An 18,833-nucleotide genomic window follows, 5' to 3' on the forward strand; every position below is an offset into this window, starting at 1 on the left:
CCGCCGCTCAGGCCGCCGCCGCTCAGGTCGCCGCCGCTCAGGCCGCCGCCGCTCAGGTCGCCTCTACCGAGACCCCGCCGGCGGGCTGCGCGATCACCCGGACCGGGGAGTATCCGCGGGCGGCTGCCGAAGCAGTCGGGCTGGACCCGGCCGCCGTGCGCGCCGCCATGGACTACTGGGTCGCCGAGGGTGCGGAGAACCTCAAGGTGTTCCGGCACGGCTGCCTGGTCGCCGAGGGCGCGCTGGACGCCGCGACCGACCGGATCCCGCGCCAGAACTGGAGCCAGACCAAGACCGTCTCCGCGCTGATCGCCGGAGTCGCGGTCCGGCAGGGCCTGATCTCGGTGGATGCCCCCATCGGGCGCTACCTGCCCGATGGCGTGGGCGATGCGCACCACCGGGCGATCACCGTGCGCAGCCTGCTCACCATGACGTCGGGTCTGGAGCTGAACTGGTTCCGTGGGCTGGCGCTGAGCGCGGATGTGGCCGGGCCGCGGCAGGCGATGGCGATGCCGTTGCGACACCGCCAGGGGGAGTACTTCGAGTACGAGCAGACCACGCCGTCGGTACTGAACTGGGTCGTGCAGCACGCGCTGCGGGGGGCCGGTCGGGACGAGGACTATCAGGAGTTCGCGCAGCGCGAGTTCTTCGACAAGCTCGGCATCCCGCTCTCGGCCTACTGGTGGCAGCGGGACCGGTCCGGCACCACGATGGGGCACGCGGGTCTGCTCCTGCGCCCGCTGGAGTTCGGCCGGCTCGGGGAACTGATGCGGGGTCAGGGCGTCTTCGCCGGAGAGCGCCTCATCGACCGGTCCTACCTGAGGATGCTGCACACCGGGACGTCGGCCAACTGTGGCTACGGCTTCCTGGTGTGGCTGAACTCGTGCCGCAGCGGACAGAGCCAGGTGAATGCCTCGATCATGATCCGTCGCGTGATCAGCCCCGCGCGGCCCTGGATCGCGAGCGCCCCGGCGGACATGTACTACAGCTGGGGCAGCCACGGGCAGCACGTCTTCGTGATCCCGAGCCTGGACCTGGTGATCACCCGCAGCGGCGAGCAGGCCCCGGACAGCCACTCGAACGCCGAGCGGCTGGACACCGATCTGTTCTTCGGCGGGATGCAGAAGGGCGGCTACTTCGAGTTCTTCCGGCTGCTGATGTCCGGCGTGGCCGACATGCCGGCGGCCGTCCGGGCGAGCCTGACCGCGGACTACCGCGAGCCGGCCGAGACCTTGGACCCCGTGGGCCTGCTCGGCCCCATGCAGAACGAGCCGGCGCAGGCCGCGGTCGACTGCGCGTCGGCCGGCTGCGACGAGTCGCCCGCTGCCTCGGCGGACTCCCGCGGAGGCCCGTTCCGCACCCTGCCCGGCATTCTCGGGGACGAGGAGCGCCCGCCCGGCTAGTCGTTCGTCTTCTTCTTGCTCAGGCCGAGGATCTTGAACAGCGGGTCGTACTTGCGGTCGACCACGCGCTCCTTGAGCGGGATGATCCCGTTGTCGGTGATCTTGATGTGCTCGGGGCAGACCTCGGTGCAGCACTTGGTGATGTTGCACATGCCCAGGCCGTGCTTCTCCTGCGCGAGCATCTGCCGGTCGTTGGTGTCGAGCGGGTGCATGTCGAGCTCGGCGAGGCGGATGAAGAACCGCGGCCCGGCGAAGGACTTCTTGTTCTCCTCGTGGTCACGGACGACGTGGCAGACGTTCTGGCACATGAAGCATTCGATGCACTTGCGGAACTCCTGGCCCCGCTCGACGTCGATCTGCTGCATCCGGTACGTGCCGTCGGCCTCGCGCGGCTTCGGGGCGAAGGCCGGGATCTGCTTGGCCTTCTCGTAGTTGAACGAGACGTCGGTGACCAGGTCCTTGATCACCGGGAAGGCCCGCATCGGGGTGACCACGACCTCCTCGCCCGGCGGCAGCGCGGACATCCGGGTCATGCACATCAGGCGCGGGCGGCCGTTGATCTCGGCCGAGCACGAGCCGCACTTGCCCGCCTTGCAGTTCCAGCGCACGGCCATGTCGTTGGCCTGGTCGGCCTGAATCCGGAAGATGATGTCGAGGACGACCTCACCGTCGTTGACCTCGACGCTGTAGTCCTGCAGCGCACCGGTCTCGGAGTTGCCCCGCCAGACCTTGAAGTTGGCCTGGTAGCTCTTGGACTTGTCGACGCCCGGCGCAAAGGCCTTGGGGTTGTTGGCCGACTCGGTGATCGTCACTTGGACTCCTCGAACAGGACCTTGAGATCGTCCGGCATGACCGGCAGCGGCTTGTGCACGAGCGAGACCTCGCCGTCCTTCTCGGACAGGATGAGGTTCTTGCTGCCCCACTCCGGGTCGGCCTTCGGGAAGTCGTTGCGGGTGTGCCCGCCGCGACTCTCCTCGCGCTCCAGGGCCGCCTTGGCGACCATCTCCGAACACAGCAGCATGTTGTTCAGGTCGACCGCGAGGTGCCAGCCCGGGTTGAACATCCGGTTGCCCTCGACGGTGACGTTCTTCGCGCGGTCCTTGAACTCCTGAAGCTTGGCCAGGGCGTCGCGCATCTCGTCGGCGTCGCGAATGATGCCGACCAGGAGGTTCATCGTGGTCTGCAGTTCCTGGTGCAGGGCGTAGGGGTTCTCCCCGCCCTCGCGCTCGAACGGCGCGAGCGCCTCCTTCGAGGCCACCTCGATCTGACCGTCCGCCGCCTTGGGTGCGCTGCCCAGGCCCTTCGCGTAGTCGGCGGCGGCGTCGCCGGCCCGCTTGCCGAACACGATCAGGTCCGAGAGCGAGTTGCCGCCGAGGCGGTTCGAGCCGTGCATGCCGCCCGCGACCTCGCCGGCTGCGTACAGGCCCGGCACCATCGCGGCTGCAGTGTCCGGCTCCACCTCGACGCCGCCCATGATGTAGTGGCAGGTCGGGCCGACCTCCATGGGTTCAGCGGTGATGTCGACGTCCGCCAGTTCCTTGAACTGGTGGTACATCGAGGGCAGCCGCTTGCGGATGTACTCCGGGGTGCGGCGGCTGGCGATGTCCAGGAACGCGCCACCGGCGGGGGTGCCGCGGCCGGCCTTGACCTCCGCGTTGATCGCGCGCGCGACCTCGTCGCGGGGGAGCAGCTCCGGTGGGCGGCGGTTGTTCGTCTTGTCCTCGTACCAGCGGTCGGCCTCGGCCTCGGTGTCCGCGGTATCGGCTTTGAAGAACTCCGGGATGTAGTCGAACATGAAGCGCTTGCCGTCGGAGTTCTTCAGGATGCCGCCATCACCACGCACCGACTCGGTGACGAGGATGCCGCGCACCGACGGCGGCCAGACCATTCCGGTCGGGTGGAACTGGATGAACTCCATGTTGAGCAGCGTGCCTCCGACGCGCGCCGCGAGGGCGTGGCCGTCCCCGCTGTACTCCCAGGAGTTCGAGGTGACCTTGAAGGTCTTGCCGATGCCGCCGGTGGCCAGGATGACCGCGGGGGCGTCGAAGGCGACGAAGCGGCCGGTCTCGCGCCAGTAGCCGAACGCGCCGGCGATGTTGCCGCGGTTGGCGCCGTGCGCGGCCTCGCCGGTGCCGTCGGTGAGCAGCCGGGTGATCGTGCACTCCATGTACACATCGATCCCGAGAGCGACGACGCGCTGCTGCAGCGTGCGGATCATCTCCAGGCCGGTGCGGTCACCGACGTGGGCGAGGCGGGCGTAGCGGTGGCCACCGAAGTCGCGCTGGGAGATCAACCCGTCCTTGGTGCGGTCGAACAGCGCGCCCCACTCCTCGAGCTCCCAGACCCGGGAGGGAGCTTCCTGCGCGTGCAACTGGGCCATCCGCCAGTTGTTCAGCATCTTGCCGCCGCGCATGGTGTCCCGGAAGTGGACCTTCCAGTTGTCCTCCGGCCACACGTTGCCCATGGCCGCGGCGATGCCGCCCTCGGCCATGACGGTGTGGGCCTTGCCGAGCAGAGACTTGCAGACCACCGCGGTGCGGGCCCCCGCCTCGTGGGCAGCGATCGCCGCACGCAGACCGGCGCCGCCGGCGCCGATCACGAGGACGTCGTAGCTGTGGCGTTCGAGCTCAGTCATCTCAGGTTCCCTCAGCCGATGTGCGGGTCGCCGAACACATCGGCAGCGACCATCAGGACGTAGAAGTCGGCGAACCAGACGGCGATCAGCGAGATCCACGCCAGCTGCATGTGCTTGCCGTTGAGCTTGGTCACCTGCGTCCAGCCCCAGTAGCGGATCGGATGCTTGGAGAAGTGGTTCAGCCGGCCGCCCATGATGTGCCGGCACGAGTGGCACGAGAGCGAGTAGGCCAGCAACGTGACCGCCGCGACCAGCAGCACCAGGGCGCCGAGGCCGAACTTCCATTCGCCGTCGGCGTAGATCGCGTCGATGCCGTCGTAGCCGATCAGGATCGGGAGCGGCAGCGAGAGCCAGAAGAACCAGCGGTGCGCGTTCTGGAAGATCAGCGGGAACCGGGTCTCGCCGGTGTACTTGGTGTGCGGCTCGGCCACGGCGCAGGCCGGGGGCGAGAGCCAGAAGGCCCGGTAGTAGGCCTTTCGGTAGTAGTAACAGGTCATCCGGAAGCCGAGCGGCAGGATGAGGATCAGCAGCGCCGGCGAGAGCGGGAACCAGTCACCGACCGGGGTGCCCAGGTGCGAGGCGCCCTCGGGACAGTCGTTGGTCAGACACGGCGAGTAGAACGGCGAGAGCAGGTGGTCCTCGGCCGAGTAGATGTTGACGTCCCAGAACGCGCGGATCGTCGAGTAGATGATGAAGGCCGTGAACACCGTGAAGGTGATCGCCGGCTCCAGCCACCATCGATCCCGCCGAAGTGTGCGGGCCTCGATCTTGGCGCGTCCGGGGGAGAAAACTCCGGTGCCAGCCATCGGCGGTACTCCTGATGCAGGGGGTTGCTCGCCCGGCGGGGGACCAGGCCGCTCGGAATCATTGCGCACCGAGCCGCCCGAACTCACGCTGGGTGGACGTGAGGAATTCGCACTTGAAGCCGCGATGACCTGCGCAGATCCGATCTTGACCAGGAGCGCGGGGGCCCGATGAAGTTAGGGTTACCTCATAAGTGCAGGTAGGTCCCCTGTTCGCAACCATAGCTGTGGGTCTGACGCCGGGTCAGCCCGCGACAACGTCGCCAGGCGTTGTGGAAGTTCTCACATCGGCGACACCGGGTGCTCGCCGGGCTGTCATCGAGCAGCCAGCGCCGCCAGGTAGGCCGCGCGGACAGCGAGGACCTGACGCAGATCGCCCAGCACGTCGCCCGTGAACTCGCGCCGGTAGGTCTCATCGGTCAGGGCGGAGATCGCGAACGACAGCCCGGCGAGCCCGCCGATGAAGACCGCGACCTTGACCAGTTCGCCGGAGAGCACGAGGTCGCGGTCGCCCAGGTCGAGGCTCGCCCAGCGGTCCAGGCCGCTGCCGGTCCAGGCCTCGGCTGTCTGCGGGGTGATGGCGAGCATCCCGAAGCCGGCGAAGAACGTTCCGACGGTCACCGCGACCAGCAGCACCTGCAGGCCCTGGGCGAACAGCAGCACCAGTCCGAGGTTGGCCCAGTGCCGGCGCCGCAGCGGTGGGGGCGCCGGGCAGTCGGCTCCATCAGTCCAGCGGTTCGCCAGTTGCTCGGCCGGGGTGCCGGCCAGACGGCGCGCCAGGTCCTCCGGGCCGTCCCAGATTTCCAGTCCGTGCACCTCGCGGGGGATTCGGGCCGCCAGCAGGGCGGCTCCGACCACGACGAACAGCCCGACGGTGGCGACCAGCGACGCGGTGTCCAGCGAGGCCGACATCTGCCAGACCTCGGTGTTGACCACCAGGACGACCCCGAAGACGAGGAGCAGCGGCAGCGCCCGCGCGCTCAGGCTGAGCACGGAGCTCAGCTCGCGGACGAGGTGGATCGCAGCCCACCGGGTCAGCGGGACCGCGCCGTAGCTGATCCCCAGGTAGACCAGCCCGATGGCGGCCAGGTTCGCTGCAGCGGTCAGCGCCGCGGCCCCGGCATGGCCACCGAAGATCAGCGGAAGCAGCGCCGGGGCGATCACGAACAGGGCGAGCTCAGGTGGCCCGACGTCGTCCGGGCGGGCCAGCAGCGGGCGGGCGCGGAACTTGTTGAACCCGGCCCAGAACCCGAGCAGCGCGCCCAGCCCTCCGAGCAGCGCGAGCACATTGCCCCACCACGGCCACTCCAGCTCGGTGGCGCCGAGCACCTCGGCGACGAAGATCAGGCTGAGCACGGGCACCGATCGGGTCAGCACATCGCGGGTGGCGCTGTAGCCGTCGATCAGGTGGGGGACGCCGCGGGCGACGAACCAGTCCTCGATCTCGCCGAGGGCGCCCTCGCGTCCGGTGCGGCGGGGCGCCGGGGTCGCCATGCGCGAACCCTAAGGGAATTGCCCCGCACAGGCGTCACCACGGACACTGTGGCCATGGAACACCCCACCAGCCACGCGCAGCGGGTGGCACGTCTGGTGGAGCAGTTCCAGGCGATCCCGCCCGACGCCCCGGTCCGGCTGGCGAAGAAGACCTCCAACCTGTTCCGTCAGCGCGCGGCCACCACCGCCCCCGGGCTGGACGTCACGTCCTTCACCCACGTCCTGCACGTCGACCCGGTGGCCCGGACCGCCTCGGTCGAGGGCATGGTCACCTACGAGCAGCTCGTCGACGCGACCCTGCCGTACGGGCTGATGCCGCTGGTCGTCCCGCAGCTGAAGACCATCACCCTGGGCGGCGCGGTGACCGGGCTCGGCATCGAGTCCTCGTCCTTCCGCAACGGCTGCCCGCACGAGTCGGTCAGCGAGATGGAGATCCTCACCGGCGACGGCCGGGTGATCGTGGCCCGCGCCGACAATGAGCACGCCGACCTGTTCCACGCCTTCCCGAACTCCTACGGCACGCTCGGCTACGCGCTGCGCCTCGAGATTGAGCTGGAACCGGTCAAGGCGTTCGTCGCGCTGCGGCACCTGCGCTTCCGCGAGCCTGGCCCGCTGTTCGCCGAGATGGCGCGGCTGTGCACGGAGCGGACGCTGGACGGGCGTCCCGTCGACTTCGTCGACGGCACCGTGTTCTCCCGTGACGAGCTGTACCTGACCGTCGGCACCTTCGTCGACGAGGCGACGCACCTCTCCGACTACACCTGGACCGAGATCTACTACCGCTCGCTGCAGAGCAAGGCCGAGGACTTCCTGACCACCCGCGACTACCTGTGGCGCTGGGACACCGACTGGTTCTGGTGCTCGCGGGCGTTCGGGGCGCAGAAGAAGTGGGTGCGCCGGCTCGCCGGCCGCAGGTTCCTGCGCTCGGACGTGTACTGGAAGATCGTCGCCTTCGAGCGACGCACCCACCTCAACGCCCGGATCGAGAAGCTGCGCGGGCTGGCCCCGCGTGAGGACGTCGTGCAGGACATCGAGGTGCCGATCGGGCGCGCCGAGGAGTTCTGCGAGTTCTTCCTACGGGACATCCCGATCGAGCCGTTCTGGATCTGCCCGCTACGTCAGCGCGACCCGGACGCCGAGTGGCCGCTCTACCGCTTCACCGACTCGCTCTACGTCAACTTCGGCTTCTGGTCCACGGTGCCGCTCGCGCCCGGCCAGGCCGACGGGGACCACAACCAACTGATCGAGCGGGTGGTCGACGGCCTCGGGGGACGCAAGTCGCTGTACTCGACGTCCTTCTATTCCGAGGACGAGTTCTGGCGCCTCTACAACGGCCCTGCGTACGAGGTCGTGAAGAAGACTTACGATCCCGAGGCACGGTTGCTCGATCTGTACGCCAAGTGCGTGCGCAACCGGTAACGGTCAGGAGGACGGGCATGAGTCGGCCAGGCATCGCGGAAGTGTTCGCCCGCGTGCTGAGCCCGCGCGTCCCGACGCGGGTGACCGCGTTCGACGGCAGCGTGGGCGGCGACCCGGACGCCGAGGTCACCGTCGACATCACCTCCCGCACCGCGCTGAGCTACCTGTTGAGCTCGCCGGGCGAGCTGGGGCTGGTCCGCGCCTACATCACCGGCCACCTCAAGGTGCACGGCGACCTCTACCTGGCGTTGTACGGCCTGGGCGCCGGCGGCGGCGGAGAGACCCTGTCGACCCGGGCCCGGCTGGAACTGCTGCGCGACTTCGGGATCCAGAACCTGCGCCCGGTCGAGCCGCCGCCGGAGGAGATCCGCCACAAGGGCGGGATCATGCGGCACACCCGGCTCCGTGACAGCCGGGCGATCTCCCACCACTACGACGTGTCCAACCGCTTCTACGAGTGGGTGCTCGGACCGTCGATGTCCTACACCTGCGCGGTCTTCCCGAAGGCGGCCGCCTCGCTGGAGGAGGCGCAGTGGACCAAGCAGGACCTGGTCGCGCGCAAGCTCGGGCTCAAGCCCGGCATGCGCCTGCTCGACGTGGGCTGTGGCTGGGGCGGCATGGTCCGGCACGCGGCCAAGGAGTACGGGGTCCGGGCGCTCGGCGTGACGCTGTCCGCCCAGCAGGCGGCGTGGGCGCAGCACCGGATCAAGGAGGAGGGCCTCGAACACCTCGCCGAGGTCCGGCACCTGGACTACCGCGACGTGCCCGAGGACGGCTTCGACGCGATCTCCTCGATCGGACTCACCGAGCACATCGGCGCCAGGCAGTTGCCGGCCTACTTCACCTTCCTGCGCGGCAAGCTGCGGCCCTACGGGCGGATCCTCAACCACTGCATCACCCGGCCGTCCACCGCGCAGCCCGCGAAGGCCGGCAAGTTCATCGACCGCTACGTCTTCCCGGACGGGGAGCTGGAGGGCGTCGGCGACATCGTCTCGGCCATGCAGGACAACGGCCTCGAGGTGCGCCACCAGGAGAACCTGCGCGAGCACTACGCCATGACGCTCAAGGGCTGGTGCGCGAACCTCGAGTCGAACTGGGACGAGGCCGTCGCCGAGGTCGGCGCCAACCGGGCCCGGATCTGGCTGCTCTACATGGCCGCCTGCCGGGTCGGCTTCGACTGCCGCTTCATCGAGCTGCACCAGGTGCTCGGCGTCCGCTGCGACGACGTCGGCACCGCGAACTTCCCCCTGCGCCCGGACTGGAACAGCTGATGTGTAGAGCCACCACCTGCCGGCAGTGCCAGAAGATCACCTGGTCCGGCTGTGGCGCGCATGTCGAGGCGGTCCGCAGCGGCATCCCGGCGGAGAACTGGTGCGAAGGGCATCCGCGGGAGCCCGGCACCGGACTATTCGCCCGCCTGTTCCGCCGCGGCTAGGACTGACGAAGCGTCAGGCTGTAGATGCAGTAGGGGTTTCTGGGTCTACCGAGGCTGAAGCGAACTGTCAGTGGTGGGTCGTAGGTTGACGGTATGGGTGGGGACCTGATCGAGGCGTACGCGGCGATGAAGGCCGCGACCTCGGCGTTCACCACGTTGCTGAACGAGTCGGCGTGGCAGCTCTCTGATGGCGAGGTCGCGGGTATGACCCGCGGCCACCACGTCGTCGAGGCCCAGCAGACCGCCGCGAGCTTGCGGCTGCTGAGCGAGGTCGAGTCCCGTTCCATCCCGACCACGGTCGGGGCGCCGAATCTGCGCGCCTGGCTGATCCGCATCCTGCACATGTCCCCGCAACTGGCCGGGGAACGCATCCGCATGATGCAGCGCCTCAGCGAGCAGTGCCGCGACACCGGCGCCGCGTTCACCGCCGGCACCGTCTCCTACGAACAGGCCCGCGCCATCACCGGTGTCGTGGCCGGCCTGCCCAAGAAGGCCTCCTTCCAGGCCAAGGCCGACGCCGAGACATTTCTGCTCGCCCAGAGCGGCACCTTCAACGCCCACGACTTGCGCCGGATGGGCAAGCGCATCGATGCCTGCATCGACCCCGACGGCACGCTGGACCGCGAGGAGATCGCCCGGGAACGGCGCGGGTGCAACATCCGGGACAACCACGACGGCACCCAGACCCTGTCCTGGCGCGACACCGACGAGAACATCGCCTTGGTCAAAGCCGCGATGTCGGCGATCTCGGCCCCGCAGCCCGGCCCCGACGGCGCCAAGGACCCCCGCGTCCCCCAGGTCCGCCGCGCCGACGCGATGCTCGACCTGATCGCCCAAGCACTGCGCAAGGGCCGCGGACCCCGGGCCCGCGGGGAACGACCCCGACTGGTCATCACCGCCACCGCCGAGACCCTGCGCACCGGCGCCGGGTTCGGCACCACCGCCTCGGGTGAGGAGCTTTCCGGCCACGCCCTGCAACGGATCGCCTGCGACGCGGACCTGATCGCGGTGATCATGACCAAGGACAAGGCCCCGCTGGAGATGGGCCGCCGGGTCCGCACCGTCACCCCGTCCCAGTGGATCGCCCTGGTCGCCCGCGACACCGGTTGCCAGTTCCACGACTGCACCAGGCCGGCCGAATTCTGCATCGCCCACCACTTCCCATCGTGGGCCGAGGGCGGACGCACCGACGTGGACAAGATGGGCCTGTTCTGCGAGCACCACCATGTCGTGATCCACCGCGACGGCTGGGACGTCGAACTCGGACCAGACCGAAGGCCACAGCTCCGGCCACCGACGTGGATCGACCCGGAGCGCAACTTCCTCACCAACACCTACTGGCGCACCCAGCGGGCGATGAAGGGCGCGCTCGACCCCGATGTGCCCGGTAGGGACTAGCGGATCTCCGAGCCGCTCGACGTCCATCCAGGAGTCAGCGCACCAGCGGGGAGCGGTCGCGGGGGGACGCCGTCGGGCTCGGGCTCGCCGAGGACGGTGCGGACCGGGATCACGCCGGCCCAGACGTCGAGGCCCATGTCCTCCTCGTCGTCCTTCGGGCCGCCGGTGCGGACCTTCGCCGTCGCTTCATGGATGCGCAACGCCACGACCGCGGTGGCGACGAGCTCCCGCGGGTTGGGGCCCCGGGCCTCGCGGGAACGGCCGGGGGACAGCCGCTCGACCAAGGCGTCCAGCGCGGCCAATTTCTCCCGCTCGTCGGTGACCGTGCGCAGCGCCCCGAAGACCATGGCGCAGCGGTAGTTCATCGAGTGGTGGAAGGTCGAGCGCGCCAGCACCAGGCCGTCCACGCAGGTAACGGTCAGGCAGATCTGCTGGCCCTCGAGCCGGCGCAACCAGCTGCCGGTGGAGGCGTGCAGGTAGATCTGGTCGCCGATGCGCACATGCAGAGTGGGCAGAACTGTCGGGCCGTCAGGTCCGGTGAAGCCGACGTGACAGACGGGGCCGGCGTCGAGAACGGCATGCACGCCGGCGACGTCGTCCTGCACCCGTTCCCGGAGTCGGTTCGGGCGGGTGCGCGCGGTGGGCACGAAGCGTTCGGTCACACCGGTGAGGTTACGTGCGGAGGGTGCGCCCCGCCGCGGGATTAGTGGTCTGCGGATTGGACTGCGGGGCTAGTGGTCCGCCTGCGAATTGATTCGGCAGCGTCCGCGGCGCCTACACCGCCTCAATTCGCAGACACACCACTACGTGACCCTTCTCGACATCGCGACGCCGGGCACGAGGACCCCGTCCGGCATCGGCAGTTCCTGCGGCTGTTCGTCGCCGAAGCCCCAGGACCGGTAGAGCTGCAGGCCGGGCATCGTCGCCATCAGGGCCAGCTCGGTGAAGCCCTCCGCGCGGGCGGCGTCCTCGCAGGCCTCCAGGATGCGGGTCCCGAGGCCGCGACGGGTCCAGTCGCCGTGCACGAACATCGCGCGCACCCGGGCCGGCTCGGTGGCCGGGTCGAGCAGCCGGGCCTCGACCCCGGTCACCTGCGCGCCGTTGAACAGCTTGTCTCGCCGGCTCCAGCCGCCGCAGGCGGCCAAGGCTCCGTCCGGCGCCTCGATGAGGAAGTAGGTGCCGTCCTCGACCAGCGTCAGGTCCAGCACGCCGATGTACCGCAGGCCGCTCGCGGTCTGCTCCGGGTCGTAGAACGCGGGGAAGATCGCCGCCACCGAGGCGGTCATCAGGGCCTGGATGGCATCGGCGTCGGCGGGAGCGGCCAGGCGCAGCTGCAGGCCGTCGGGGAGATCCATCACGGCAACATCCTCGCGGCTGCGCCCCCGCCGGATCGATCCGATTTGACGTGCGGCTCCGGTGAGGTCAATATTCATCATATGATGAATTCAGCGGTGGTGATGCGGGACCTCTCGGTGACCCGCGGCGGACGGCGGGTGCTCACCGTCGACGGGCTCGACGTGGCGGCAGGGTCCATCACCGGCCTGCTCGGGCCGAGCGGCTGTGGCAAGACGACCCTGATGCGCACGATCGTCGGGGTGCAGCGCTTCGCCGGCAGCGTGTCCGTGCTCGGGCTGCCGGCGGGCTCGTCGGAGCTGCGGCACCGGGTCGGCTATGTCACCCAGGCGCCGTCGGTCTACGGCGATCTCACCGTGGCCGAGAACGTGCGCTACTTCGGCGCCATGGTGGGCGCCGGGGCTGACGCAGCGTCAGCTGCGCTCGCCGCGGTGGACCTCACCGACCTGGCCGGGCGCCGCGCCGAACAGCTCTCCGGCGGGCAGCGGGCGCGGGTGTCGCTGGCGGCAGCGCTGGTGGGCCGGCCCGCACTGCTCGTCCTCGACGAGCCGACCGTGGGCCTGGATCCGCTGCTGCGCCGACGGCTCTGGGAGTTCTTCGCCGAACTCGCCGCCGGTGGAACGACGCTGTTGGTGTCCAGCCACGTCATGGACGAGGCCGAGCACTGCGACCGCCTGATCTTCCTGCGCGAGGGCGCGGTGCTCGCCGCCGACACCCGCGAGGGAATGCTGGCCGGCACCGGAACCACCTCCGCCGAGGACGCCTTCCTCGCGATGCTCGGGGAGCAGGTGGCGGCATGAACCCCAGGATCACCTTTGCCACGGGGGCGCGGGTGCTGACCCAGCTGCGGCGCGACCATCGCACCGTCGTGATGCTGTTGGTGCTGCCGTCGGTGATCCTCGGCCTGATGTGCTGGATCTACAGCGACATCCCGGGTCGGTTCGACCAGATCGGCCCACGGATGCTCGGCCTCATGCCATTCGTCGTCATGTTCATTGTGACCTCGGTGGCCACCCTGCGGGAACGGCGGACCGGGACGCTGGAGCGGTTGCTGACCACGCCGATGAACAAGCTCGACCTGTTGCTCGGCTACGGATTCGCGTTCGGTCTGGTGGCGATCGTGCAGGCGGGGATCGCGACCGGGCTGACCATGACCTGGTACGGCGTGGACGCCGAGACCCGCGGCGGCTGGGCGATGTTCCTCACCGCGTCGACAGTGGCCGTGTTCGGGGCGGCCGCCGGTCTGTTCGCCAGCGCCTTCGCCCGCACCGAGTTCCAAGCGGTGCAGTTGATGCCCGCGTTCGTCCTGCCCCAGTTCCTGCTGTGCGGGCTGCTCGTGCCGCGCGAGCAACTCAACTCCACCCTCAACGCCATCTCCGATTTCCTGCCCCTGTCCTACGCCGTGGACGCGATGGCCGAGTCGGTCGAGCGAGGGGGGCTGACCGGCCAGATCGGCCGGGACCTCGCCATCATCGGCGGTTCCGCCTTCCTCGCGCTGGCGGCCGGCGCCGCGACGTTGAGTCGGCAGAGCGCGTGAGTGTTGCGGACAAGCCGCGTCGCGGCCGGGGCCGACCCTCCGGCGGTTCGGGTGGGGAGGACACGGCCGCCCTGATCGTGGGGGCGGCGCGGGCGGAGTTCGCCGCACAGGGCTATGACGGCGCGAGCATGCGCGGCATCGCCCGCGCGGCCGGCGTCGACCCGGCCCTGGTGCATCACTACTTCAAGGGCAAGGAGGCCCTGTTCGTCGCCGCGATGCAGCTGCCCTTCAACCCGGCTGACGTGCTTCCCACCGTGCTGGCGGGCGCGGCCGGGCCGGACGAGGTGGCCGATCGGATGATCCGGTTCATCTTCTCGATCTGGCGTGACGCGGACACCCGGGCGCCGTTCCTCGGGCTGTTGCGCTCCGCCACCAACAGTGAGATCGGCGCCGAGATGATGCGGTCGTTCATCTCCACAGCCCTGTTCGCCCGGGTTGCGGAGCACCTGCCGCCGGCGCCGGACCTCGGGCTACGAATCAATCTGGCGGCTGCGCACATCGTCGGTGTCGCCCTGATGCGCTACGTGGTCCGGGTCGAACCGCTGGCCTCCGCGCCGGAGGACGAGGTGATCGCTCGGGTCACGCCGGCGATCCGCGGCTATTTCAGCGGCGCAGGGCCCGGTTGAGCCCGTCCGACGTGTGATCGTGACCACTCCCGCGGGTACGGGACAATGAGGGGTAGTTCGCCGTGTTTCTTTCTGTCAGGAGTTCCGTCGTGCCCGTTCGCTCCGATCTGCGCAACGTGGCAATCGTCGCCCACGTCGACCACGGCAAGACCACGCTGGTCGACGCCATGCTCTGGCAGGCCGGCGCCTTCCGGGAGGGCCAGGACGTCAACAAGTGCGTCATGGACTCCATGGACCTGGAGCGGGAAAAGGGCATCACGATCCTGGCCAAGAACACGGCTGTGCAGTGGGTCTCGGACGCCGGCGACCCGCTGACCATCAACATCATCGACACCCCCGGCCACGCCGACTTCGGCGGCGAGGTGGAGCGCGGCCTGGAGATGATCCACGGCGTCGTGCTGCTCGTCGACGCGTCCGAGGGTGCGCTGCCGGGCACCCGCTTCGTGCTGCGCAAGGCGCTGGAGAAGAAGCTGCCGGTGGTGCTCTGCATCAACAAGGTGGACCGCCCCGACTCCCGCATCGCCGAGGTCGTCGACGAGGTCTACGAGCTGTTCCTGGACCTGGACGCCGACGAGCACCAGATCGAGTTCCCGATCATCTACGCCTCGGCCAAGGCCGGTCTCGCCTCGTTGACCCGCCCGGCCGACGGCACGATGCCCGACGCCACGGACCTGCGCCCGCTGATGAACACGATCATGGAGACCATCCCGGCGCCGGAGTACACCGAGGGCGCACCGCTGCAGGCCCACGTCACCAACCTGGACTCCTCGCCCTACCTGGGCCGCCTCGCGCTGTGCCGGGTGTACGAGGGCGAGATCCGCAAGGGCCAGCAGGTCGCCTGGTGCCGCACCGACGGCACCGTCGAACGGGTCAAGGTCACCGAGCTCTTCCTCACCGAAGCCCTCGAGCGCGTCCCGGCCGAGCGCGCCTGGGCCGGGGACATCATCGCGATCGCCGGTATCCCCGAGATCACCATCGGGGAGACCCTCGCCGACCTGGAGAACCCGGTCCCGCTGCCGCTCATCACCGTGGACGAGCCGTCCATCTCGATGACGATCGGTATCAACACCTCGCCGCTGTCGGGCCAGTCCGGCACGAAACTGACGGCCCGTCTGGTGAAGAACCGGCTCGAGGCCGAGCTCGTCGGCAACGTGTCGATCCGTATGCTGGCGACCGAGCGGCCGGACACCTGGGAGATTCAGGGCCGCGGTGAGCTCCAGCTCGCGATCCTGGTCGAACTGATGCGCCGCGAGGGTTTCGAGATGACCGTCGGCAAGCCGCAGGTCGTCACCAGGGTGATCGACGGCAAGCTCTGCGAGCCGATGGAGCACATGACCATCGACGTCCCCGAGGACTACGTCGGCGTCGTCACCCAGCTGCTCGGCCTGCGCAAGGGCCGCATGGAGCAGATGGTCAACCACGGCACCGGCTGGGTCCGGATGGAGTACCGGGTGCCGGCGCGTGGCCTGATCGGCTTCCGCACCGAGTTCCTCACCGAGACCCGCGGCACCGGCCTGCTGCATCACGTCTTCGACAGGTACGAGCCCTGGCACGGCGAGCTGCGCACGCGCCCCTCGGGCTCCCTGGTGGCCGACCGCAAGGGCCCCGCGACCGGGTTCGCCCTGGCCAATCTGCAGGAGCGCGGCGCGATGTTCGTCGGGCCCGGCACCGAGGTCTACGAGGGCATGATCGTCGGAGAGAACGCGCGCTCCGAGGACATGGACGTGAACATCTGCAAGGAGAAGAAGCTCACCAACATGCGCCAGTCCACCAGCGACGAGCTCGAGCGGCTGGTGCCCGCGCGCCTGTTGTCGCTGGAGCAGGCGCTGGAGTTCTGCCGCGAGGACGAGTGCATCGAGGTCACCCCCGGCTTCGTGCGGCTGCGCAAGGTCGAACTCGACGCCAAGATCCGCGAGCGCACCCGCGGCCGCGCCAGCAAGGCCGCGCAGTACCCCACGTCCTGACGGGCGCTCCCTCGTAGCGTCCGATGCCCCGTGAGCTATAGCGCTCGCATCGTCGGACGTTGTGGGAGAGATCAGGCCGAGCTGAGGTCCACCTTCAGCAGGGGGTTGCCCGCGAGGGTCTGGTAGACGACGCAGTAGCGCTCGGTCAGCTTCAGCAGGGTCGCGAGCTGTTCGGCGTCGGCCTCGGTGTCGACGTCGATGTGCAGCCGGATCGCGGTGAAGCCGACCGCGGCGTCCTTGGCCACGCCGAGCGTGCCGCGGAAGTCGAGGTCACCTTCGGCGCGCAGGGTGCCGCCGGTGATCGGGATCTCCAGCGAGGTGGCCACCGCGCGCAGCGTCACGCCGGCGCAGGCGACCAGTGCCTGCAGCAGCATGTCGCCGGAGCAGGCCTGGAGGCCGTTGCCGCCCGACGCGGGATGCAACCCGGCTTCGACCATGGCCTTGCCGGTCTGCACCGAGCAGGCGATGCCGTCGTCGAGCGTGCCGTCCGCGGACAGGGTGATCAGCGCGGCGTCGGGGGCGTCCCGGTACTGCGCCTTGAGTGGGGCCTGCATCTCCTGGAGCTTCGCCTTGTCCATGGCGGCACAATAGTGGCCGCATGCGCTGCGCCCTGCGACGTCCGACTAGCGAGAGTTAGAGCTCACCCTTGTTCGGACGCAACGCCTAACGCCTTGCGCAGGAAGTCCAGCTGGAACAGCAGCAAATTCTCCGCGACGACCTCCTGCGGGGTCATGTGCGTGACGCCGGAGAGCGGGAGCACCTGGTGCGGCCGGCCCGCCGCGAGCAGGGCGCCGGAGAGTTGCAGGGTGTGCGCGGCGACGACGTTGTCGTCGGCGAGGCCGTGCACCAGCAGCAGGGGCCGCGTCAGGGCGGCGGCGCCGGTAATCAGCGAGGTGCGGGCGTAGGCCTCCGGCGAGGTGTCCGGGTGGCCGAGGTAACGCTCGGTGTAGTGGGTGTCGTAGAGCGCCCAGTCGGTGACCGGGGCGCCGGCGATCGCGGCGTGGAAGATCTCGGGGCGGCGCAGCACGGCGAGGGCGGCCAGGTAGCCGCCGAAGGACCAGCCACGGATGCCGACCCGGCTCAGGTCCAGGTCCGGGCACTCCTTGGCCGCAGCGTGCAGCGCATCGATCTGGTCCTCCAAGATCGGCCCGGCCACGTCGCCGGCGATCGCCTGTTCCCAGGACGTGCCCCGGCCGGGCGTGCCGCGCCCGTCGGCGACCACGACCGCGAAGCCCTGGTCGGCCCACCACTGCGGTTCGTTGAAGGCGTTGCGGGCCGCGGTGACCCGCTGGGCGTGCGGGCCGCCGTAGGGATCCATCAACACCGGCAGCGACGTGCCGGGCACGTGTCCGGTCGGCAGCAGCAAGGCGGTCCGGACGTCCCGGGGCGCCGCGCGCAGCAACTGCGGCGCGGGGGACAGCGGCGGTGTCATGGCGTGCGAGGCGATCTCGCCGATCAGAATCCCATCGCGCAGGATCAACGTCCGCCGCCCGGGCCAGTCCAGTGAGGCGCAGGCCAGCGCGACGACCGGGCCGCCGGCGGTCGCGGTGTGGACGCCGGCGGACTTGGACAGCCGTACCGGCGCGTTCGGCCCGGCCAGGTAGACGTGCACCTCGGTCGGCTCGTCCGCGGAGGCGGCGAACAGCACGTCGCCACCGACGCTGCCCAGCAGCCCGCGCACCTGCAGGTCGCCGGACACCACCCGGCGGCCGAGGTGGAGGCGCCGGACGTCGCCGGAGTCCGCGGCCCGGATCAGCTCTCCGCTCGAGGACCAGGACGGCACCCCGTCGATCAGGTCGATCCAGACCGGGTCGGTCTCGGTGTGCAGCGGCGCCGTCGCCCCGGAGCCGGTCTCGACCTCCAGGATCTGGGTCGTGCGCTGGTCGCGGGTCTGCACCAGCAGCAGCGGATTGCCGTTGCCGGACCAGTGCACGGCGGCCAGGTACTCGAACCGGACGCGGTCCCACTCGAGGTCCACCCGCGTCCTGTCGAGCCGGAGCAGGTGCAGGCTCACCAGGGCGTTGGGCGTTCCGGCTGCCGGGTAGGCGATCTCGGCCGGGGGCTGCCCGGGCTGGGCCGGGTCGGCGATGTGCCAGCGCCGGACCGGGGTGTTGTCGGTCCGGGCGACCAGCAGGGCCTCCCCGTCGGGGGACCACCAGAAGCCGCGGTAGCGCCCCATCTCCTCGGCGGCGATGAACTCCGCGAGCCCCCAGCTCACGTCGACGCCCGCGTCCTGGCCCGCCAGCTCGCGGTCGCCGGTGCCGTCCACGCCGACGACCCGCACCGCTCCGCCCGCCACGTAGGCGATCTGACGTCCCGTCGGGTCCGGCCGCGGGTCGATCACCGGCTCGAGGGTGGACAGCGCGCGCACGCCGCCGCCGGACAGATCCGCGACGTAGAGGGAGCCGGAAAGCCCGAACGCGACGACCGAGACCGCGCCGTCGGTGGCGTACCCGACCACGCCCCCGGCGCCCTCCCGGGCCCGCTCGCGCCGTGCCCGCTCCTGCGCGGAGAGCTCCTCGGTGCCGGAGAACACGTCCCGCGGGTCGGCCACGATCCGCTCGGTCACCGAGTCCGCGCCGACGTCCGCGACCCAGAGCAGCGTGGTGCGGTCGGTGCCAGAAGCCGAGCGCAGGAACACCACGCGGCTGCCGTCGGGGGCGACGGTCAGGTTGCGCGGGGCCCCGAGGGTGAAGCGCTGGGTGCGGGCGGACAGGCGGGGGAAGGACTCGGCGGTCATGGCCGGAATCCAATCAGCCCACGCTG

17 protein-coding genes are annotated in these 18,833 nt (G+C 69.9%); 9 read left to right on the forward strand and 8 right to left on the reverse strand.

The genetic code is table 11. The features are described from left to right. Positions 1-1,403, forward strand: a 1,403-nt coding sequence (locus H0X00_RS04285; RefSeq protein ID WP_293767517.1) for a serine hydrolase, incomplete at its 5' end; no start/stop codon positions are given. Here H0X00_RS04285 and H0X00_RS04290 read toward each other — a convergent pair. The 4 genes from H0X00_RS04290 to H0X00_RS04305 form a co-directional block, all read right to left on the reverse strand. Beyond that, entirely contained in the window at positions 1,400-2,209 is an 810-nt protein-coding gene (locus tag H0X00_RS04290) for a succinate dehydrogenase/fumarate reductase iron-sulfur subunit (protein ID WP_367186425.1), read from the reverse strand. The genes H0X00_RS04285 and H0X00_RS04290 overlap by 4 nt on opposite strands. Positions 2,210-2,211: 2 nt before the next feature. Further along, on the reverse strand, positions 2,212-4,038 hold the full coding sequence (locus H0X00_RS04295) for a fumarate reductase/succinate dehydrogenase flavoprotein subunit (protein ID WP_293767520.1): 1,827 nt from the start codon (positions 4,036-4,038) through the stop codon (positions 2,212-2,214). Positions 4,039-4,049: 11 nt separating this feature from the next. Continuing rightward, positions 4,050-4,844, reverse strand: coding sequence for a hypothetical protein (locus tag H0X00_RS04300; protein WP_293767522.1), 795 nt, complete (start codon positions 4,842-4,844; stop codon positions 4,050-4,052). 312 nt (positions 4,845-5,156) lie between these two features. Then, a complete protein-coding gene (locus H0X00_RS04305) occupies positions 5,157-6,335 on the reverse strand; it encodes a hypothetical protein (protein WP_293767523.1) in 1,179 nt (392 codons plus the stop codon). 54 nt (positions 6,336-6,389) lie between these two features. Here H0X00_RS04305 and H0X00_RS04310 point away from each other — a divergent pair, with 54 nt between their 5' ends. The 4 genes from H0X00_RS04310 to H0X00_RS04325 all read left to right on the forward strand — a co-directional run bounded on the left by H0X00_RS04310 (position 6,390) and on the right by H0X00_RS04325 (position 10,587). Further along, a complete protein-coding gene (locus H0X00_RS04310) occupies positions 6,390-7,754 on the forward strand; it encodes an FAD-binding oxidoreductase (protein WP_293767524.1) in 1,365 nt (454 codons plus the stop codon). A gap of 17 nt (positions 7,755-7,771) precedes the next feature. Then, a complete protein-coding gene (locus tag H0X00_RS04315; protein ID WP_293767525.1) occupies positions 7,772-9,025 on the forward strand; it encodes a class I SAM-dependent methyltransferase in 1,254 nt (417 codons plus the stop codon). After that, a complete protein-coding gene (locus tag H0X00_RS04320) occupies positions 9,025-9,189 on the forward strand; it encodes a hypothetical protein (protein WP_293767526.1) in 165 nt (54 codons plus the stop codon). Before H0X00_RS04315 ends, H0X00_RS04320 begins: the two co-directional genes overlap by 1 nt. A gap of 93 nt (positions 9,190-9,282) precedes the next feature. Beyond that, positions 9,283-10,587 carry an HNH endonuclease signature motif containing protein gene (locus tag H0X00_RS04325; protein WP_293767527.1) on the forward strand — a complete coding sequence of 435 codons (1,305 nt, stop codon included), beginning with the start codon at positions 9,283-9,285 and terminating at the stop codon, positions 10,585-10,587. On the opposite strand, the gene H0X00_RS04330 is transcribed toward H0X00_RS04325, so the two are convergent. Both H0X00_RS04330 and H0X00_RS04335 read right to left on the reverse strand, forming a co-directional pair. After that, positions 10,584-11,249, reverse strand: a complete 666-nt coding sequence (locus tag H0X00_RS04330; protein ID WP_293767528.1) for a pyridoxamine 5'-phosphate oxidase family protein — start codon at positions 11,247-11,249, stop codon at positions 10,584-10,586. The two genes, H0X00_RS04325 and H0X00_RS04330, sit on opposite strands and share 4 nt — an antisense overlap. A 141-nt stretch (positions 11,250-11,390) precedes the next feature. Further along, positions 11,391-11,942 carry a GNAT family N-acetyltransferase gene (locus tag H0X00_RS04335; RefSeq protein WP_293767549.1) on the reverse strand — a complete coding sequence of 184 codons (552 nt, stop codon included), beginning with the start codon at positions 11,940-11,942 and terminating at the stop codon, positions 11,391-11,393. An 81-nt stretch (positions 11,943-12,023) separates the two neighbouring features. On the opposite strand from H0X00_RS04335, the gene H0X00_RS04340 reads away from it, so the two are divergent. The 4 genes from H0X00_RS04340 to typA all read left to right on the forward strand — a co-directional run bounded on the left by H0X00_RS04340 (position 12,024) and on the right by typA (position 16,067). After that, positions 12,024-12,740: an ABC transporter ATP-binding protein gene (locus tag H0X00_RS04340; protein WP_293767529.1), complete on the forward strand. Its 717-nt coding sequence runs from the start codon at positions 12,024-12,026 to the stop codon at positions 12,738-12,740. Continuing rightward, positions 12,737-13,477 (forward strand): ABC transporter permease, encoded by a 741-nt coding sequence (locus H0X00_RS04345; RefSeq protein WP_293767530.1) that lies wholly within the window; start codon positions 12,737-12,739, stop codon positions 13,475-13,477. Before H0X00_RS04340 ends, H0X00_RS04345 begins: the two co-directional genes overlap by 4 nt. Further along, the gene (locus H0X00_RS04350) at positions 13,474-14,103 is read left to right on the forward strand and encodes a TetR family transcriptional regulator (protein ID WP_293767531.1); all 630 of its coding nucleotides are present in this window, start codon (positions 13,474-13,476) and stop codon (positions 14,101-14,103) included. Before H0X00_RS04345 ends, H0X00_RS04350 begins: the two co-directional genes overlap by 4 nt. Positions 14,104-14,192: 89 nt before the next feature. Beyond that, positions 14,193-16,067 carry a translational GTPase TypA gene (typA, locus tag H0X00_RS04355; protein WP_293767532.1) on the forward strand — a complete coding sequence of 625 codons (1,875 nt, stop codon included), beginning with the start codon at positions 14,193-14,195 and terminating at the stop codon, positions 16,065-16,067. 71 nt (positions 16,068-16,138) lie between these two features. Here the strand turns inward: typA and H0X00_RS04360 are convergent, their stop codons facing one another. Both H0X00_RS04360 and H0X00_RS04365 read right to left on the reverse strand, forming a co-directional pair. After that, complete coding sequence (locus tag H0X00_RS04360; protein ID WP_293767533.1) at positions 16,139-16,645, reverse strand: OsmC family protein; 507 nt, start codon at positions 16,643-16,645, stop codon at positions 16,139-16,141. Between the two features lie 62 nt (positions 16,646-16,707). Beyond that, entirely contained in the window at positions 16,708-18,807 is a 2,100-nt protein-coding gene (locus H0X00_RS04365; RefSeq protein ID WP_293767534.1) for a prolyl oligopeptidase family serine peptidase, read from the reverse strand. Positions 18,808-18,833 lie beyond the last annotated feature (26 nt).

It is taken from the genome of Sporichthya sp., assembly GCF_013815995.1.
Lineage (GTDB): Bacteria > Actinomycetota > Actinomycetes > Sporichthyales > Sporichthyaceae > Sporichthya.

What these genes read in the sequence shown, in the direction of transcription:
- H0X00_RS04345 (WP_293767530.1), top strand. Translation starts at nt 12,737, where the DNA reads ATGAACCCCAGGATCACCTTTGCCACGGGGGCGCGGGTGCTGACCCAG.
- H0X00_RS04320 (WP_293767526.1), top strand. Translation starts at nt 9,025, where the DNA reads ATGTGTAGAGCCACCACCTGCCGGCAGTGCCAGAAGATCACCTGGTCC.
- H0X00_RS04295 (WP_293767520.1), bottom strand. Translation starts at nt 4,038, where the DNA reads ATGACTGAGCTCGAACGCCACAGCTACGACGTCCTCGTGATCGGCGCC.
- H0X00_RS04305 (WP_293767523.1), bottom strand. Translation starts at nt 6,335, where the DNA reads ATGGCGACCCCGGCGCCCCGCCGCACCGGACGCGAGGGCGCCCTCGGC.
- H0X00_RS04300 (WP_293767522.1), bottom strand. Translation starts at nt 4,844, where the DNA reads ATGGCTGGCACCGGAGTTTTCTCCCCCGGACGCGCCAAGATCGAGGCC.
- H0X00_RS04365 (WP_293767534.1), bottom strand. Translation starts at nt 18,807, where the DNA reads ATGACCGCCGAGTCCTTCCCCCGCCTGTCCGCCCGCACCCAGCGCTTC.
- H0X00_RS04315 (WP_293767525.1), top strand. Translation starts at nt 7,772, where the DNA reads ATGAGTCGGCCAGGCATCGCGGAAGTGTTCGCCCGCGTGCTGAGCCCG.
- H0X00_RS04340 (WP_293767529.1), top strand. Translation starts at nt 12,024, where the DNA reads ATGATGAATTCAGCGGTGGTGATGCGGGACCTCTCGGTGACCCGCGGC.
- H0X00_RS04310 (WP_293767524.1), top strand. Translation starts at nt 6,390, where the DNA reads ATGGAACACCCCACCAGCCACGCGCAGCGGGTGGCACGTCTGGTGGAG.
- H0X00_RS04335 (WP_293767549.1), bottom strand. Translation starts at nt 11,942, where the DNA reads ATGGATCTCCCCGACGGCCTGCAGCTGCGCCTGGCCGCTCCCGCCGAC.
- H0X00_RS04360 (WP_293767533.1), bottom strand. Translation starts at nt 16,645, where the DNA reads ATGGACAAGGCGAAGCTCCAGGAGATGCAGGCCCCACTCAAGGCGCAG.
- H0X00_RS04325 (WP_293767527.1), top strand. Translation starts at nt 9,283, where the DNA reads ATGGGTGGGGACCTGATCGAGGCGTACGCGGCGATGAAGGCCGCGACC.